This is a genomic window from Streptomyces capillispiralis, from assembly GCF_007829875.1.
In the GTDB taxonomy this organism is placed as follows: domain Bacteria; phylum Actinomycetota; class Actinomycetes; order Streptomycetales; family Streptomycetaceae; genus Streptomyces; species Streptomyces capillispiralis.
The window spans coordinates 2,938,117-2,955,464 of the sequence record NZ_VIWV01000001.1 but is presented as its reverse complement, the minus strand read 5'-3'; the positions used below and the strand labels follow the sequence as shown (position 1 = coordinate 2,955,464).

Below are 17,348 nucleotides of genomic sequence, written 5' to 3'. Positions count from 1 at the left end.
CACGATCGGTGGACGGGCCCGCTGTGTGCGACGGGGGCGGAATCACTCCGCCAGGGCCGCCTCCGCGTCCAGCGTGGCGGCGACCGCCTGGATCACCGCGGCGATCTTGAACGCCTCCTGGATCACGTCACGCTCCACGCCGGCCTTGCGCAGCACCTGCTCGTGCGAGTCCAGGCACATGCCGCAGCCGTTGATCGCGGACACCGCGAAGGACCAGAACTCGAAGTCGACCTTGTCGACGCCCGGGTTGCCGATGACGTTCATCCGCAGACCGGCGCGCAGGGTGCCGTACTCGTGGTCCGACAGCAGGTGGCGGGTGCGGTAGAAGACGTTGTTCATCGCCATCACGGCGGCGGCGGCCTTGGCGGCCGTGTACGCCTCCGGCGACAGGTTCGCCTTCGCCTCCGGCTCCAGCTCGCGCAGCACGATGGCCGAGCGCGAGGCGATCGCCGTCGACAGCACCGTGCCCCACAGCTGCTGGGCCGGCAGGTCGGAGTTGCCGATGACCGAACCCAGGTTGAGCTTCAGGTCCTTGGCGTAGTCCGGTATGCGGGACTTCAGGGAGTCGAGCGACATGTCAGGTCACTCCCCGGCCAGCAGCGCGACCGGGTCCAGGGTCTCGTCGCCCTTGCTCCAGTTGCACGGGCACAGCTCGTCGGTCTGCAGGGCGTCCAGGACCCGCAGGACCTCCTTGGGGTTACGGCCGACGGAGCCGGCGGTCACCATGGAGAACTGGATCTCGTTGTTCTGGTCGACGATGAAGACGGCGCGCTTGGCGAAGCCGTCCTCGCCCTCGATGCCCAGGTCGCGCATCAGCTCGTGCTTGGAGTCCGCCATCATCGGGAACGGCAGGTCGCGCAGGTCGTCGTGGTCCTTGCGCCAGGCGTGGTGGACGAACTCCGAGTCACCGGAGAAACCGAGGACCTGGGCGTCGCGGTCGGCGAACTCGTCGTTCAGCTTGCCGAACGCCGCGATCTCGGTCGGGCACACGAAGGTGAAGTCCTTGGGCCACGCGAACACGATCTTCCACTTGCCCTCGTAGGTCTTGTGGTCGATCGTCTCGAACTCCTTGCCCTTCTCCAGCGAGACGCAGGCGGTCAGTTCGAACTCGGGGAACTTGTCACCGACAGTGAGCACAGGCTCTCCTTGCAGCGAAGAAACACCCGGATTGCAGGCGTTTCCCATGGGTTGGACCTGATCGATGTTGGCACACGGTGCATTGATTAGTGAAATAGCTACACTCGGTCGCGTTGATCGGAGGTAGTTATCAGTGACCGTGGGTAAGAGGCTCAGACAGCCGAGTCTGGCGCAGCTGCGGGCGTTCGCCGCCGTGGCCGAGCACCTGCACTTCCGGGACGCCGCGGCGGCGATAGGGATGAGCCAGCCGGCCCTGTCGGGTGCCGTGTCGGCGCTGGAGGAGACGCTGGGTGTCACCCTCGTGGAGCGTACGACGCGCAAGGTGCTGCTCGCACCGGCCGGTGAGCGGCTCGCCGTCCGCGCCAAGGCCGTACTGGCGGAGGTCGGGGCGCTGATGGAGGAGGCCGACGCGCTCAGGGCGCCGTTCACCGGGGCGCTGCGCCTCGGTGTCATCCCGACCGTCGCCCCCTATCTGCTGCCGACGGTCCTGCGGCTGGTCCACGACCGCTATCCGCACCTCGACCTCCAGGTACACGAGGAGCAGACCGCGAACCTGCTGGACGGACTGGCCGGCGGCCGCCTCGACCTGCTGCTGCTCGCCGTGCCGCTCGGAGTGCCCGGGGTGAGCGAAGTCCCCCTCTTCGACGAGGACTTCGTGCTGGTCACCCCGCTGGACCATCCGCTCGGCGGCCGGGAGGGCATTCCCCGCGAGGCGCTGCGCGAGCTGAACCTGCTCCTCCTGGACGAGGGGCACTGCCTGCGCGACCAGGCCCTGGACATCTGCCGCGAGGCCGGCCGCGCGGGCGTCCCGGCCACGACCACGGCGGCGGGACTGTCCACGCTGGTGCAGCTGGTGGCGGGCGGCCTCGGGGTGACACTGCTGCCGCGCACCGCCGTCGACGTCGAGACCACCCGCTCCAGCCGTCTGCTCACCGGCTGCTTCACCGACCCGGCCCCCACCCGCCGCATCGCCCTCGCGATGCGCACGGGCGCGGCCCGCGCACCGGAGTACGAGCAACTGGCGGCGGCCCTGCGCGAGGCGATGAGCGACCTGCCGGTCCGCACGGTGACCCCCTGACCCCTGAAAAGGCGGCCGGGTGCGCACATCCCGCGCGGGACGTGCGCACCCGGCCGGGCGGATGGGCGCACCTACTCCGTGCGCAGGCCGTCCGGCCGCATCATGCGCAGCAGCGGCGGCAGGCTCAGCAGCGTCACCAGCAGGACCACCGCCGCGCCGGCGCCGGTCATCCGGAGCACGCTCGTCCAGTGCACGTCGACCGGGGCGGAGGTCATCCGCAGCAGCACCGCGCCCAGGGTCGTGCCCACCACCGAGGCGAGCAGCAGGCCCAGGCCGATCGGGATGGCCGTCTGCCACAGCACCGACAGGCTCAGCGTGCGCCGCCGGGTGCCGAAGGCGACCAGGGCCGACAGCAGCTTGCGGCGCTCCCGCAGCTGCTCCAGCTGGGAGACCAGCAGGCTCGCCCCGATCAGCGCCAGTACGGCGGTGGCGCCGACGAACAGACCCGTGCGGATGGAGTCGTAGCGCTCGGAGCGCTCGGTGGCGTACCACGTCATCGGCTGGGCCATCGGGTCGATCGCGGCGGCCGCGTTGCGGATGTGCTCGCGGGCGAGCGGCACCGCGCCGTCCACCGCCAGATACAGGTCCCCGCGGACCGCCTCGCCGATCTCCGCGGACACCGCGCCCGGGGTCAGCAGGAAGCCACCGCGCTTCGTACCGGTCGGGTCCTCGACGGAGTCGGCCCGCTTCAGCCCTTCCGGGAGGGTCCAGACGACGTCCTCGCCGTAGCCGCCGGGGCCGCCCGTCTCCAGGTACAGCTTCCGGCCCGGCTCGCTCAGCGCCGGGGTGTCGGTGTCGTACTCGCCGCCCCGGAGCGAGAAGACGTCACCGTCCTCGCAGGAGGGCAGCTTCGCCACCTCGCGCAGGGTCGCGCAGTCGCCGACGGTCAGCTCGGCGGCCCGCTCCGGCTCCTGCCGCCAGGGCCGGTCGCCGACATAGCCCCCGGACAGCGCGTAGACCGTGCGCACGCCCTCGGTCGCCTCCAGCTTCGCCGCCGCGGCGGCGAGGTCGGTGCCCTTCGGCACCTCCACGTGCATCTGCGCCCGTGACACGTCGTAGCCCGTGTCCTCGGTGTAGTCGCCCTCGACCCCGGCGAACAGCATCTGCAACGCGATCGCGCCGGCCACCGCCACCGCGATGCCGTTCACCATCCGGGCCGCCGCGCCGCTGCCCAGCTGAAGGCGGCGCACCGCCAGTTGCCAGGAGACGGCGCCCGCGCCGAGCCGGGCCACGACGGTCTCCACGATCCACGGCAGCAGCGCGGTGATCCCGACGAGCAGGCACATGACACCGCCGACGACCAGGTACTGGTTGAAGTCGCCGCCGTCCCGGCCCTGGCCGGTCATGGGGAGCAGCAGGCCGACCCCGGCCAGCGGCAGCAGCAGCCGCCACCACAGCCGGCGGCGCGAGGGCCGCGCCGTGCGCACCACGCCCAGCGGTTCGATGACCACCCCGCGCAGCGCCAGCAGCGTCACCAGCACCGCGGCCGCCGGGACCGCCACCGCGACCAGCAGCGCCAGCAGCGGCGAGGGGTTCAGATAGCTGGGGAAGACACTGACCCGGAACACCTCGACGGACGCCGCGAACTCACGCCCCGCCAGGAAGAACCCGGCGCCGAACACCAGCCCGAGCAGCGCCCCGGCGAGCGCCTCGCCCGCGGCGATCCGCCGGGTCATGGCGCCGTCGGAGCCGACCAGCCGCAGCGCCGCCAGCCTGCGGTCGCGCCGCTCGCCGCCGAACCGTACGGCCGCGGCGATGAACACGGCGACGGGCATCAGCAGCACCACGAAGACGACCAGGACCAGCAGCACGAGGACCGGGTCCGTCTCCTGCTCCCTGGGCACCGGGGAGCCGAAGGCGTCGATGCGCCCCACCGTCGCGTTGTTGATCCGCTCCGCCAGGCCCTCGCCGCCCGCGTAGTAGGCCAGTTCGCGCGAGCCGATCAGCCCCTGCTCGCCGATCGTGCCGGTGATGTCGTACGGCAGCCGCTCCCGCAGCAGCCTGCCCCCGTCCGAGTCGAGCAGTTCCCGCAGCGCGGGGGAGACGATCATCTCGCCCGGTGCGGGGAAGTCCGGTATGCCGGGCGGCAGCGGGGCCTTGTCGCCCTCCGGTTCGAGGAGCCGGCCGCGGACGTCCTGGTCGTCGAACTGGGTGTCGACGTCCGCGACGACCAGCGTGTTGTCGGCCTTGGGCCTGACCTCCTGGGCGTAGGTGTAGTCGAGGCGTGCCTCCTCCCGCCGGCTCCGCTCCGCCAGCGCGCCCGGCAGGGCGGTGGTGAGCAGCAGCAGCGCCACCCCGAGCCCGACACCGACGGCGGTCAGCAGCGCCCGGATCCACCCCTCGCGTCCGCCGGCGAACGCGAACCGGACCCCCATCGCGAGGTCCCGCGCCCACTGCGTGCTCCTCATACGACGCGCTCCATGTCCCGTGACCTGCCGTCGCGCACGACGATCTCGCGGTCGGAGTACGCGGCCACCCGCGCCTCGTGCGTGACCAGGACGACGGCGGCGTTGGCGGTCCGGGCGGCGTCGGTGAGCAGTTCCATCACCCGCTCGCCGTTGAGCGAGTCCAGCGCGCCGGTCGGCTCGTCGGCGAACAGCAGGCGCGGGCCGGTGACCAGCGCACGGGCCACGGCGACCCGCTGCCCCTGGCCGCCGGACACCTCGCCGGGCCGCTTGGTGCGGACGTCGTCGACCTCCAGCCGCTCCATCCATGCCAGCGCGGCCCGCTCGGCGTCCTTGCGGGGCGTGCCGTTCAGCCGCAGCGGCAGGGCGACGTTCTCCACGCAGGTCAGCTCCGGCACGAGCTGGCCGAACTGGAAGACGAAGCCGAACTCCGAGCGCCTGAGCGCGCTGCGTTCGGCGTCGCTCATGGCGGTCAGCTCACGGCCGTCGTAGGTGATCGACCCCGAGTCGGGCATGACGATGCCGGCGAGGCAGTGCAGCAGCGTGGACTTGCCCGAACCGGAGGGGCCCATCACGGCGACGACCTCGCCGGGGTGGATGGAGAAGGCGGCGTCGTCGAGCGCGGTGGTCGGGCCGTAGGCCTTGCGCAGGTCCCGTGCGACCAGCAGGGAACCGGGGGGAGGGGACGTGGTCATCGGGCCACCGCCTCACGCAGCTTGTCGAGGCGCGCCGCGGTCAGTTCGAGCCAGCGCAGGTCGGCCTCCAGGTGGAACAGGGCGTGGTCGCAGATGAGCTGGTCGGCGAGATCGCCCCTGCGCTTGCGGTCGGTGAGGATCCGCATGCCGCGCAGGTGCTCCGAGCGCTGCGTGTCGAGGATGTCGGCGGCGTCGCGGCTGGTGAGCAGCGCGAGGACGACCTTGGTGTAGAGCGTCGACTGGAGGTACGGCTCCGGCTTCTCCGGTGTGGCGAGCCAGCGCTCGACATCGGTGATGCCGGCCTCGGTGATCGCGTACCGCTTCCGCTCGGGACCGCCGCCGGCCTCGATGCCGTCGACTTCGACGAGCCCGTTCTTCAGCAGGCGGGACATCGTCGAGTAGACCTGGCCGTAGTGCAGCGGCCGGTCGTGACCGAACTTCTCGTCGAAGGCCCGCTTCAGGTCGTAACCGTGGCGCGGGCCGGACTCCAGGAGCCCCAGGAGGGTGTGACCGATGGACATGCCGAGCACTCTACACACGGTGTATACGCGGTATGTATACGTCGAGTGTGTAGAGCGCGACGGGGTGTGCGGAGGCGCAGGTGGGCGCCGATTGTCACGGTTCTGCTACCGAGGCCGGCGCCCCGTCACGGGCCTGCCCGGCGGGTGGGGCCGGCGCCGGTCAGGCCGACGGGGGTCTCGGCGCGGAACCGCCGGGAGGACGGCCGCGGCGGGGCAGCGGCCCGGCCTCGCCCGGCAGCCGCCCCGCCTCGGCCAGCGCCCGCCGCAGCAGGAACTCGATCTGCGCGTTGGCCGAGCGCAGTTCGTCGTTGGCCCAGCGCGCCAGCGCCTCGTACACCGACGGGTCCAGCCGCAGCAGCACCTGCTTGCGCTGCGGCCGGCCCTGGGGGGCGGGGCCCCCGGAAGGAGTCGTCACTGGTAGAGCGTTCCCGTGTTGAGGACCGGCTGCGCCGAGCGGTCGCCGCACAGCACCACCATCAGGTTGGACACCATCGCCGCCTTCCGTTCCGGGTCGAGGTCCACGATGTCCTGCTCGGCGATCCGGGCCAGCGCCGACTCGACCATTCCGACGGCGCCCTCCACGATCTGCTGCCGGGCCGCGACGACCGCGCCGGCCTGCTGCCGCTGGAGCATCGCCGAGGCGATCTCGGGGGCGTAGGCGAGGTGGGTGAAGCGGGACTCGATGATCTGCACACCGGCCGCCTCCACCCGCGCGTGCAGCTCGACCGCGAGCTTCTCGGTGATCTCCTCCGCGTTGCCGCGCAGCGACAGGCCGTCCTCGTCGTGGGCGTCGTAGGGGTACTCGATGGCGATGTGCCGCACGGCCGCCTCGGTCTGGGTGGAGACGAACTCGATGTAGTCGTCCACCTCGAAGGAGGCCTGCGCGGTGTCCTCCACCCGCCACACCACGACCGCGGCCAGCTCGATCGGGTTGCCGTAGGCGTCGTTCACCTTCAGTACGGCGGTCTCGTGGTTGCGCACCCGCGTCGAGATCCTGGTGCGCTGGGTGAAGGGGTTCACCCAGCGCAGCCCGTCCTCCCGGATGGTGCCCCGGTAGCGGCCGAAGAGCTGCACCACCCGGGCCTCGCCCGGCGCCACCATGTTCAGCCCGGACATCGCGAGGAACGCGACCAGGACGACCACGACGCCGCCGATGACGAGCGCGGCCCGCGCGCCGGTCCCGGCGACCGCCGTGGCGGTGGCGATCAGTGCCGCGCCGGCGAGCAGCCCGAGCAGGCCGAGCAGCAGGGCCAGTCCGCCGCCGATGCTCCGCGCCGTGAACTCGCGCACGCGCGGCGCCGGCATCTCGGGCACATCGGCCGTGACCTGTGGGTCGTGTGCGGTCATGGGTGGTCCCCCCGTTTCTCCGTGCGCCCTCCGTGCCGTTCCGGACGGCTAGCGCTTGTCTAGCAAAGTGTTATCAGATTACCAGTTCACGGCAACCTCTCACCCCTCTCGGACGTCGGTTCCGTTGGGGCGGGTGCTGATTGTCACGCCCGTAAAGGCCGGATCGGCCGCCCTTTGTCATAGCTGCCGGTGTTAGCTTTCTGAGCTGACCTGAGCGACGAACTGGTGTGGCTGACGAGCACACACGAACGAAGCGGAGCGGAACGGACGCATGGGACGAGCGGAAGAAAGACGCGCACGACAGCGCGGTGGGCGCCGTGGGGCACCCAAGGGCCGCTCGTCGGGCGCGGCCGGCCGCACCGGCATACGCCGCTTCTTCACCTGGAAGAAGCTCATCGGCACCTTCCTCGGCCTCTGCCTGCTCGGCATGGGCGCCTTCATCGTGCTGTACATGGTGATCGACATCCCCGAGGGGAACGCCGACGCCGAGCGGCAGGGCAACGTCTACAAGTACAGCGACGGCTCGCTCATGGCGCGCAAGGGCTACAACCGCGAGATCGTCGACCTCGCCCGGGTCCCCAAGGACGTCCAGCGGACCTTCGTCGCCGCCGAGAACAAGACCTTCTACCAGGACTCCGGCGTCGACATCCGCGGCACCGCGCGCGGCGTGCTCAACACGCTGTCCGGCAAGGGCGCCCAGGGCGGCTCCACGATCACCCAGCAGTACGTCAAGAACTACTACCTGACGCAGGACCGGACCATCTCCCGCAAGCTGAAGGAGATGGTCATCTCCCTGAAGCTGGACCGGGAGAAGTCCAAGGACTACATCCTCGCCGGGTACATCAACACCAGCTTCTACGGCCGCGGCGCCTACGGCATCCAGGCCGCCGCGCAGGCCTACTACCGCGTCGACGCCGAGGACCTGACGGTCGAGCAGGGCGCCTACCTCGCCGCGCTGCTCCAGGCGCCGAACCAGTACGACTGGGCCATCGCCAGCGACACCGGCAAGCGGCTGGCGAAGGAGCGCTGGAACTACGTCCTGGACAACATGGTCGAGCAGAAGTGGCTGGACCGCTCCGCGCGCCAGGGCATGGAGTTCCCCGTGCCCAAGGAGCCCCGGCCGGCCCCGGGCATGGAGGGCCAGACCGGGTACGTGGTCGAGGCCGCCAACAACGCGCTCAAGCGGCAGCTCGTCGAGCAGGGCACCGCCGAGGACCTGAACCAGGCCGAGGCCCTGGTGGACGCCGGCGGCTGGACCGTCACCCTCACCATCGACAAGAAGAAGCAGACCGAGCTGGAGAAGGCGGTCAGGACCCGGCTCACCAGCAAGCTCGACCCCGAGAAGCGCGAGGTCGACGCCGACGTCCAGGCCGGCGCGGTCTCCGTGGACCCGAAGACCGGCGGCGTCGTGGCCATGTACGGCGGCGTGGACTACGTGAAGCACTACACCAACAACGCCACCCGCGACGACTACCAGCCCGCCTCGACCTTCAAGCCGCTCATCCTCGCCGCGGCCGTGGACCAGGACGCCGAGACCCAGGACGGCGTGCCGATCACCGCGAACACCCTCTACGACGGCACCAGCGAGCGCCCCGTGATGGACGGCGACCGCGAGGTCGGCTTCGCGCCCCCCAACGAGGACGACGTCGACTACGGCGACATCACCGTCCAGGAGGCGATGAACAAGTCCGTCAACTCGGTCTTCGCGCAGATGGGCATCGACGTCGGCATGAACGAGGTGGTGAAGGTCGCGGGCGAACTCGGCATGGAGACCGAGGGCATGGAGGCCGTGCCCGCGCAGACCCTGGGCAGTATGGGTGCCAGCCCGCTGGAGATGGCCGGCGTCTACGCCACCCTCGACAACCACGGCAGGAAGGTCACCCCCGCCCTGGTGAAGTCGGTCGAGCACAAGGACCGCACGGTCGAGTTCCCCGACCCCATCGGCGAACAGGTCATCAGCCGCGAGGCCGCCGACACGGTGACCTCCGTGCTCACCGGCGTGGTCGACGACGGAACCGCCCGGGCGTCCGTGCGGGAGAACCCCCTGCGCAACGGCCAGCAGGTGGCCGGCAAGACGGGTACGTCCGACAACAACAAGTCGGCCTGGTTCACCGGCTTCACCCCCGAACTGGTCACCTCCGTCGGCCTCTTCGGAGAGGACGACAAGGAGCCGCACCCGCAGGTGCCGATGTACCGGGCGGGCGGCGTCGACCACCGCGTCAACGGCGGCGGCTTCCCGGCGGAGATCTGGGCGGCGTACACCTTCGGCGTCATGGACGAGGTCACCGAGTTCGACCTCGACACCAAGCAGGGCGCCGCGGTCAAGCCGACCGCCTCGCCGTCGGACAGCCAGTCGCCGTCGCAGACGCCGAGCGAGGAACCGACCAGCGAGGAGCCCACCACCGAGGCGCCGCCGGAGACCTCCTCCGCCCCGCCGACGTCGGAGCCGCCGTCGCAGACGCCGACGTCCGAGCCGCCGCCGGTCACCTCCTCGCCACCGCCGACGTTCGGGATCCCGGAGGACCCGGGCGACCCGGAGGACGACGAGGAGCAGTAGACGGCACACACGAGGGGCGCCCGGTGACCACACCGGGCGCCCCTCACCGCGTCGTACGGCCGCTCAGCCGTGGTTCAGCTCGAACCACACCACCTTGCCCGTGCTCAGCCGGGTCGCGCCCCACCGCCGGGCCAGCCGGTTCACCAGGTACAGCCCGCGCCCGCCCTCGTCCGTGGCGCGCGCCTGCCGCAGCCGCGGCAGCTGCGGCACGTCGTCGCCGACCTCGCAGCGCAGCACGTCGGTGCGCAGCAGCCGCAGCGTCACCGGCCGCGTCGCGTACCGCACCGCGTTGGTGACCACCTCGCTGACCAGCAGCTCCACCGAGTCACTGAGGTCCTCCATGTCCCAGCGGGACAGCGCCCGCCGGGCCAGCCGGCGGGCCCGCCCGGGAGCGGCGTCCTCCGGCTCCAGGAACCAGTACGCCACGTCGCTCGGCGCGATCCCGTCGAAACGGGCGGCGAGCAGCGCGATGTCGTCGTCCCGGTCGCCCGGACCGAGCATGTCGAGCACCTCGTCGCACAGCGCCTCCAGCGGCGGCGGATGATCCGGCCCCGTCAGCTGCGCGGTCGCGGCGAGCTTCTCGCGCAGCTGCTCGATGCCGGTCCACACGTCGCGCAGCCGCGACTCCACCAGACCGTCGGTGTAGAGCAGCAGCGTCGCCCCGGCGGGCGCGTCCAGCTCAACGGCCTCGAAGTCCACCCCGCCCACACCGATCGGGGCGCCCGCGGGCACCCGCAGCACCTCGGCCCGGCCGCCCAGATGCAGCAGAATGGGCGGCGGATGACCGGCGTTGGCGATGGTGATGCGATGCGATACCGGGTCGTACACCGCGTACAGGCAGGTCGCCATGCGGTCCACGCCGAGCCGCTGCGCCTGCTCGTCGAGGTGGTGCAGCACCTCCTGCGGCGGCAGGTCGAGGCCGGCCAGGGTCTGCGCGGTGGTGCGCAGCTGGCCCATGATCGCCGCGGAGGTCATGGAGTGCCCCATGACGTCGCCGACGACCAGCGCGACCCGGCTGCCGGGCAGCGGGATCGCGTCGTACCAGTCACCGCCCACCCGCGCGGTCTCCGCGGCCGGCAGGTACCGCGACGCCAGCCGCACACCGGTGCAGCGCGGCAGGTTCTCCGGGAGCATGGTGCGCTGCAACTCGTCGGCGATGTAAGCCTCCCGCCCGTACAGCACCGCCTTGTCGATGCCGAGCGCGCTGTGGGTGGCGAGCTGCGCGGCGACCAGCAGGTCGTCGGCCTCGAACGGGAGGCGCTCGGGACGGCGCAGGAACAGCGCCGCGCCGATCACCCGGCGCCGGCCGCGCAACGGCGCGAGGACCGCCCGCTGGCCCTCGGGGACGACCGACGCGCCCTCCTCACCCAGGAGTTCCGGCAGCGCGGCCCGGGCGGCGGGCGCGTCCGTGAACACCGGCCGCACCCCGCGCAGCACCTCCGCCAGGGCGCTGCCGGGCCGCACCGTGCACAGTTCGGCGCCGAGGGAGTCCAGCTCGTTCGGCTCCGGCGGGGCGACCGGGGTGAACCCGCCCTCGGTGTCCCGCTCCGGCGGGATCCGGTCGGTGCGGCGCAGCCGCAGCATCAGCGGGCCGGTGGGCCGCTCGTCGCCGACCGGCAGCGGGTCGCGCAGATAGACCAGGATCGCGTCGGAGAAGGTGGGCACGGTCGCCCGGCACAGCCCCATCACGATCTCGTCCAGGTCGATGCCGCGGGCGATCCGCCGGGTCGCGGCGCCGACGAACCGCAGCCGGTCCCCGTCCCGCCGCATCGGCGTCGGCCGGCCGGGCGGGGTGACCTGCCCGGTGCGGCGCTCCTGCCCGTCGCTGTCCGGCACCGGGCGCGACGACCCCGCGTCCGGCTGCACCGGGATGCCCTCGGGGGCGGGCCGCGGCCGGTGCGCGTCCGGCTCGGCGCCCTGCCCGGCACCCGGCTGGGAGTGCTCGGCGCCGGGCTCCGCCGGGTCCTGGTCCGGGCCGCCGGGCGTCACCGTGTCCGGCGACCCCGGGGACGCGGCCCCGGACTCACCGCCGGAGCGGCCCTGTACGGGTAAAGCGGCTCCCGCGTCCGGCACCCGGGCCGGTGACGGGGTACGCAAGAGCGCCCCGCGGGGGTCCGCGGGGTCAGCGCCCGGCTGCGGGCGCTCGAAGGAGGTCGGCTGCTCCGTCACGCGTGTCGAGTCCATCCGTCCGGCGCACGCCGTGCGCGCGGTTCGTCCCGCCGAAACTCCGATACCCGGAATACGTGCCCCCGGAACGGATTTCCCGCGTGGTCAGAGGTTGTTCCTGTGCCACCAGCCGACCCTGCCCGGCCGGCACCGGTGTTTCCGTACCCCTCGCTCACGTCCTGCCGCCCCTCGGTGACGATCGGTCAAGCCCGGCGCGCGGTCCGGTGGTTGCTGCCCCGCGCCCCTTGCGGAGGACGATCCTACGTTTCCTGCCCCGGGGCGCAGCAAGGGTCTCACGAGGACACATGCGCCGGGATGCGGTCCCAGTCCTGTGGCAGTGACGGTACCGCCCACGACGGGTCCGGGCGCCAGTTCTCCCACCCGTCCGAGAACGGCGGCCCCCACGAGCCGATCACCTCCACCGCCGCCCGCCCGGCCTCACGCACCCGCCCGGCCAGCGCGGAGTCCACCAGCCCGTCCCGCCGGGCCTGCGCGAACTCGTCCTCGTCACGCCAGTGCCAGCTGCGGTCCGGGTGCACGGAGATGTCCAGGAAGTGGTCCTCGGAGTCCACCCCGCCCGCCCAGCGGGCCAGCGGCTCCTCCAGGTTCACGTACCAGTTCTTGAACAGCCAGCCCTGGTCCCAGAACAGCCACACCGACCACGGCTCACCGGGCCGGGCCAGCTTCAGCACCCCGGTGCCGAACCAGCGGTCCCGCTGCACCGCGCGCGGCCTGGTGTAGCGGGTGGCGAGCGGCTCCTGGTGCACGGGCGTGCCGTCGGCGAGCACCGGCTTCACACACTCGGTGCCGGGCGCCAGCCACACGGCGAGCAGGTCCGGTTCGTCGCGCACGACCGTGACGGGGCGCGCGATGTGGATGCGCGCGCCGCCGTTCTCCCGGTACCGCCACAGGATCGGTGTCCCCGGCGCCCAGCGCCCCGCCGTCCCGCCCGCTTCCCCGTGCCTCATCGCTCCGCCCTCTGCCATGCGCAGATATTAGGTGCCCGAGGCATACGACGCTGCGGCGTCCGTCACGGTTCACGCCCGGCGCACCAGGCTTTACGGGCGCGTCATACGCAGGACATCCAGCGCCTCGTCGAGCTGCCCGACGGTGAGGTCGCCGCGCTCGACGTACCCGCCCTCCAGGACCACCTGACGGATGGTCTTCCGCTCGGCCAGGGCCTTCTTGGCGACCTTGGCCGCCTCCTCGTAACCGATGTACTTGTTGAGCGGGGTCACCACGGACGGCGAGGACTCGGCGTACTCCCGGGCCCGTTCGCGGTGGGCGACGATGCCGTCGACCGTGCGGTCGGCGAGCAGCCGGGAGACGTTCGCGAGCAGCCGCACCGACTCCAGCACGTTCTTCGCGATGACCGGCAGCATCACGTTGAGCTCGAAGTTGCCCGAGGCGCCGGCGGCGGCGACCGTCGCGTCGTTCCCGGTCACCTGCGCGCACACCATGAGCACGGCCTCCGGGACGACCGGGTTGACCTTGCCGGGCATGATCGAGGAGCCCGGCTGCAGATCCGGCAGGCTGATCTCCGCGAGACCGGTGCGCGGCCCGGAGGACATCCACCGCAGATCATTGGCGATCTTCGTCAGCCCGACGGCGATCGTGCGCAGCTGCCCGCTGGTCTCCACGACGCCGTCCCGGGCGCCCTGCGCCTCGAAGTGGTCGCGCGCCTCGGTCAGCGGCAGCCCGGTGACCCGGGCGACCTCCTCGATGACGGCGGCCGAGAACCCCGGCGGGGTGTTGATGCCGGTGCCGACGGCGGTCCCGCCCAGCGGCAGCTCGGCGAGCCGGGGGAGCGAGGCGTTCAGCCGCTCGATCCCGTACCGCACCTGGGCCGCGTACCCGCCGAACTCCTGGCCCAGCGTCACGGGCGTGGCGTCCATCAGATGGGTCCGCCCGGACTTCACCACGTCGGCGAACTCCTCCGCCTTGCGCTCGAGCGACGCGGCGAGGTGGCCGAGGGCCGGGATCAGATCACGGGTGACGGCCGCCGTGGCGGCGATGTGCAGCGACGAGGGGAAGACGTCGTTGGACGACTGCGAGGCGTTGACGTGGTCGTTGGGGTGCACGTCGCGCCCCAGCCGCTCGCTCGCGAGGGTGGCGACGACCTCGTTGGCGTTCATGTTGGACGACGTCCCGGACCCGGTCTGGAACACGTCGACGGGGAAGTGCTCGTCCCACCTGCCCTCGGCGACCTCGGCGGCCGCCGCCTGGATCGCCTCGGCGATGTCCTCGTCCAGCACCCCCAGCCGGGCGTTCACCTTGGCCGCGGCGCCCTTGATGCGGGCCAGCGCCTCGATGTGGGCGCGCTCCAGGCGCTGCCCGGAGACGGGGAAGTTCTCCACGGCGCGCTGGGTCTGCGCGCGCCACTTGGCGTCGGCCGGGACCCTCACCTCGCCCATGGAGTCGTGCTCGATGCGGTAGGGCCGCTCGTCGCCCGTGGTCGTCATGGTCGTACCTCCGAAGATGCACAGCAGCGGTGCCGGACGAGCGTATTCCCCGACGACGGCCGCCCCGCCGCAAGGAGCACGGCGGGGCGCACCCGTGGGGGGTGCTCAGCCGCTCCGCAGGGACACGTCGTCCAGGACGAAGCCGGTCTGCAGCGAGGAGTCCTCGCTCCCGGTGAACGTCAGGGTCACCGTCTGCCCCGCGTACGCCGTCAGATCCACCGAACGCTGCACATAGCCGCTGCCGGCGTCGGCGTTGGACAGGGTGGCCAGCGTGGTGCCCCCGGCCTTCACCGTGAACCTGTCGTACGGCGTCGAGCCGGACTCGTCGGTGTCGATGTGCAGCCAGTAGTCCAGCGTCGCCCGGGAGCACCCGGCCGGCACGGTCACCGACTGGCTGATCGACTCGGTGCGCGTGCTGCCGTACCCGGCCAGCCAGGCGAACCGGGTCCCGGTGTGGGCGGCCTGCCCCGAGTGGGCGCCGATGCTGCCGGTGTCCCCGGCCCACGGCGTGGTGCCGCTCTCGAAGCCGCCGTTGGCCACCACGCCGGCGGTGTCGCAGCCGCCCGTCCCGGCCAGCACCGCCCGCTGCCAGACGGTGTGCGCGATGCCGTCGGACGCGCGGTCGAGGCCGGTGGTGTTGATGTTGGTGAGGGTGTCGCACGACCGGTGGTAGCAGGGGTCGTAGGCGGAACCCGCGGTCCCGCCCCACTTCGCGGCCTGCGCCGACGTCTTGCGGGCACTGGCCCCCATCGCGTAGCCGGAGGTGGGGATGCCGTACTGCTCGAAGGAGTAGTCGTCGCTGCGCCCGGCGCCCTCGGTGTTCTCCTCGGGCTGCAGCCCGAGCGAGTCCCAGTACGCCTTCATGGGCGCGGCGGCGGACGAGGTGATGTGGTTGATGAAGTAGCCGCCGTTGGTGGAGGCGACCATGTCGAAGTTGTAGTACGCCTTGATCCGGGAGCGCTCCGCCGAGGCCAGGGAACGGACGTAGAAGTCGGACCCGTTGAGGCCCTGCTCCTCGTCGGTCCACCAGGCGAAGCGGACCCGGTTGGCCATGCTGGGGTTCTGCTGCGCCAGCGTCAGGGCGTTCTCGAGCAGGGCGGCCGAACCGGAGCCGTTGTCGTTCATGCCCGGGCCCGCCGAGACGCTGTCGAGGTGGGCGCCGAACATGATCACGTTGTTGGCGTCGCCCCGCGGCCACTCGGCGATCAGGTTGGGGCCGGCCCCGCTGGTGCAGCCCGAGGTGCAGGGCTGCTCGGTGACGGTGTAGCCGGCGGCCTGAAGCCTGCCCTTCACATAGGCGACGGAGTCGCGGTAACCCTGGCCGGTGGACCGGCGGTTGCCGCCGTTGCGCCCCGCGATGGCGCTCAGCTCGTTCAGGTGGGCGGTCACCTTGGTCACGTCCACGTCGGGCGCGGCGAGGGTGTCCGCGACGGGGGCGGAGCCGGCGGCCGCGGCGGGGAGTGTGCCGCAGCCGAGCACGACGGCGAGCAGGACGCCCGCCACGGCGAATCTTCGTTTCACCTTGTCTCCTCCGGGAGGTGGCTGTGGGGTGGAGCCACTCATGGCATGTGCATGTCGGAGCGGCGAGAAGACTCACAGCGGCGAAGGAGACAGTCAACGGAACGGACAGGGCAGCGGCCAGGTTGTCCGAAAGAAGCACAGACATTCCGCTATACGGACATCCGCTGCCCGTCCGTGTCCCGGGGGCCCCGCCCGGAGCCGGGGCGGGGGACACCGTCGGCGCACGGTCCGTCCGACGGAGGTGGGTGATCACCAGTGCCGGCGTCGATGTCTCGTCACGGCTCCCTCGTCACAGATCCATGCCTGCCCGGGTCATGCCCCTGGGTCCTCCGTCACGGGCAGGCACTCGGCGAGCAGGTCGACGACGTCGCGCCAGGCTCGCCGCGCGTGCTGTGGGTGGTAGCCGACACCGGGGACCACGGGGTGGTCGACCGGCGGGTGGTGGAAGGCGTGCAGGGCGCCGCCGTAGATCGCCAGGCGCCAGTCGACGCCCGCCGCCTGCATCTCGGCGGTGAACGCGTTGCGTCGCGAGGGCGGCATGATCGGGTCTTCCGATCCGACCCCGGCCCACACCGGGCAGCGGATGCGCGCTGCCTCGCCCGGTCGGCCCGTGGTGGTCGCGTTGACCGTCCCGATCGCGCGCAGGTCGACGCCGCCTCGCCCGAGTTCCAGCGCGATGGCGCCCCCGGTGCCGTAGCCGATGGCGGCGATCCGGTCGGGGTCGGTCCGGGGTTCGGCGCGCACCTCGTCGAGTGCCGCGTGGCCGATGTGCCGCATCCGGTCGGGATCGGCGAGCAGGGGCAGGCAACGGGCCAGCATCTCCTCGGGGTCACTCAGATAGCGCCCGCCGTGAAGGTCGAAGGCCAGCGCTACGTATCCCAGCTCGGCGAGAGCATCGGCCCGGCGGCGCTCGACGTCGCTGAGCCCCATGCCCTCCGGCCCTAGCAGCACTGCGGGCCGGCGGTCGGCACCGGCCGGGAGCGCGAGGTGCCCGATCATCGTCAAACCGTCGGCCGGGTACTCGACCGTACGCGTCGTAATCGTTGCCGTCGTCGTCATGAGACCGGACTGTAGTGATCGTCCAGCCCGGTCCGGCCGGTGTTCTGCCACCGGCAGAGCAGCGCAGACCGAGGGTTCGAACACCTGGGAAGACGGTGCCTTCGACACCAGCCCGGTGGGCGTACCGCTCCTCCCGCTCCCGAGTGCCTTCCTGGGCCCGTGCGGGGTCTGGAGGAGGGTCTGCGGGCGCTACGGGCGCGGGCTCACGCCTGACGCACCGGCCCCTTCGAGCGACCCGGCCTCGGTGCGTGGTTTCAGAACTGAACGACACCTCCGACCCGCCCGACGAAGACCCCGCCCCGTCCCACCACAGCCCATCGGAAGCGGACACGAAACTTCGAGGTCAAGAGGCTCGGCAAGAAGAAGTTAATGCGGCCGGTTTAATATCTATTGCACTGGC

The 17,348-nt window shown here is 71.9% G+C and carries 14 protein-coding genes; 2 read left to right on the top strand and 12 right to left on the bottom strand.

What is annotated here, in order from left to right:
- Positions 1 to 42: 42 nt before the first annotated feature.
- Both FHX78_RS12185 and FHX78_RS12180 read right to left on the bottom strand, forming a co-directional pair.
- On the bottom strand, positions 43 to 576 hold the full coding sequence (locus FHX78_RS12185; RefSeq protein ID WP_145867466.1) for an alkyl hydroperoxide reductase: 534 nt from the start codon (positions 574 to 576) through the stop codon (positions 43 to 45).
- 6 nt (positions 577 to 582) lie between these two features.
- Positions 583 to 1,137: a peroxiredoxin gene (locus tag FHX78_RS12180; protein WP_030859927.1), complete on the bottom strand. Its 555-nt coding sequence runs from the start codon at positions 1,135 to 1,137 to the stop codon at positions 583 to 585.
- Between the two features lie 133 nt (positions 1,138 to 1,270).
- Here FHX78_RS12180 and FHX78_RS12175 point away from each other — a divergent pair, with 133 nt between their 5' ends.
- Positions 1,271 to 2,215 carry a LysR substrate-binding domain-containing protein gene (locus FHX78_RS12175; protein WP_373312983.1) on the top strand — a complete coding sequence of 315 codons (945 nt, stop codon included), beginning with the start codon at positions 1,271 to 1,273 and terminating at the stop codon, positions 2,213 to 2,215.
- Between the two features lie 71 nt (positions 2,216 to 2,286).
- Here FHX78_RS12175 and FHX78_RS12170 read toward each other — a convergent pair whose 3' ends face one another.
- The 5 genes from FHX78_RS12170 to FHX78_RS12150 all read right to left on the bottom strand — a co-directional run bounded on the left by FHX78_RS12170 (position 2,287) and on the right by FHX78_RS12150 (position 7,183).
- Entirely contained in the window at positions 2,287 to 4,623 is a 2,337-nt protein-coding gene (locus tag FHX78_RS12170) for an ABC transporter permease (protein ID WP_145867465.1), read from the bottom strand.
- A complete protein-coding gene (locus tag FHX78_RS12165) occupies positions 4,620 to 5,315 on the bottom strand; it encodes an ABC transporter ATP-binding protein (RefSeq protein ID WP_145867464.1) in 696 nt (231 codons plus the stop codon). Before FHX78_RS12165 ends, FHX78_RS12170 begins: the two co-directional genes overlap by 4 nt.
- Positions 5,312 to 5,836, bottom strand: a complete 525-nt coding sequence (locus FHX78_RS12160; protein ID WP_145867463.1) for a PadR family transcriptional regulator — start codon at positions 5,834 to 5,836, stop codon at positions 5,312 to 5,314. Before FHX78_RS12160 ends, FHX78_RS12165 begins: the two co-directional genes overlap by 4 nt.
- A 160-nt stretch (positions 5,837 to 5,996) precedes the next feature.
- Entirely contained in the window at positions 5,997 to 6,251 is a 255-nt protein-coding gene (locus FHX78_RS12155; RefSeq protein WP_073932240.1) for a type II toxin-antitoxin system antitoxin, read from the bottom strand.
- On the bottom strand, positions 6,248 to 7,183 hold the full coding sequence (locus tag FHX78_RS12150; protein ID WP_145867460.1) for an SPFH domain-containing protein: 936 nt from the start codon (positions 7,181 to 7,183) through the stop codon (positions 6,248 to 6,250). The genes FHX78_RS12155 and FHX78_RS12150 overlap by 4 nt, the downstream gene beginning before the upstream one ends.
- Positions 7,184 to 7,454: 271 nt before the next feature.
- On the opposite strand from FHX78_RS12150, the gene FHX78_RS12145 reads away from it, so the two are divergent.
- Positions 7,455 to 9,740, top strand: coding sequence for a transglycosylase domain-containing protein (locus FHX78_RS12145; RefSeq protein ID WP_167531745.1), 2,286 nt, complete (start codon positions 7,455 to 7,457; stop codon positions 9,738 to 9,740).
- Between the two features lie 63 nt (positions 9,741 to 9,803).
- On the opposite strand, the gene FHX78_RS12140 is transcribed toward FHX78_RS12145, so the two are convergent.
- The 5 genes from FHX78_RS12140 to FHX78_RS12120 form a co-directional block, all read right to left on the bottom strand.
- Positions 9,804 to 11,924, bottom strand: a complete 2,121-nt coding sequence (locus tag FHX78_RS12140) for an ATP-binding SpoIIE family protein phosphatase (RefSeq protein WP_167531744.1) — start codon at positions 11,922 to 11,924, stop codon at positions 9,804 to 9,806.
- A 275-nt stretch (positions 11,925 to 12,199) separates the two neighbouring features.
- On the bottom strand, positions 12,200 to 12,892 hold the full coding sequence (gene fomD, locus FHX78_RS12135; protein ID WP_145867457.1) for a cytidylyl-2-hydroxypropylphosphonate hydrolase: 693 nt from the start codon (positions 12,890 to 12,892) through the stop codon (positions 12,200 to 12,202).
- Positions 12,893 to 12,964: 72 nt separating this feature from the next.
- Complete coding sequence (locus FHX78_RS12130; RefSeq protein ID WP_145867456.1) at positions 12,965 to 14,368, bottom strand: class II fumarate hydratase; 1,404 nt, start codon at positions 14,366 to 14,368, stop codon at positions 12,965 to 12,967.
- Positions 14,369 to 14,473: 105 nt separating this feature from the next.
- The gene (locus FHX78_RS12125) at positions 14,474 to 15,889 is read right to left on the bottom strand and encodes a M28 family peptidase (RefSeq protein WP_229923846.1); all 1,416 of its coding nucleotides are present in this window, start codon (positions 15,887 to 15,889) and stop codon (positions 14,474 to 14,476) included.
- Positions 15,890 to 16,201: 312 nt separating this feature from the next.
- Entirely contained in the window at positions 16,202 to 16,948 is a 747-nt protein-coding gene (locus FHX78_RS12120) for a dienelactone hydrolase family protein (RefSeq protein WP_145867454.1), read from the bottom strand.
- Positions 16,949 to 17,348: the final 400 nt, after the last annotated feature.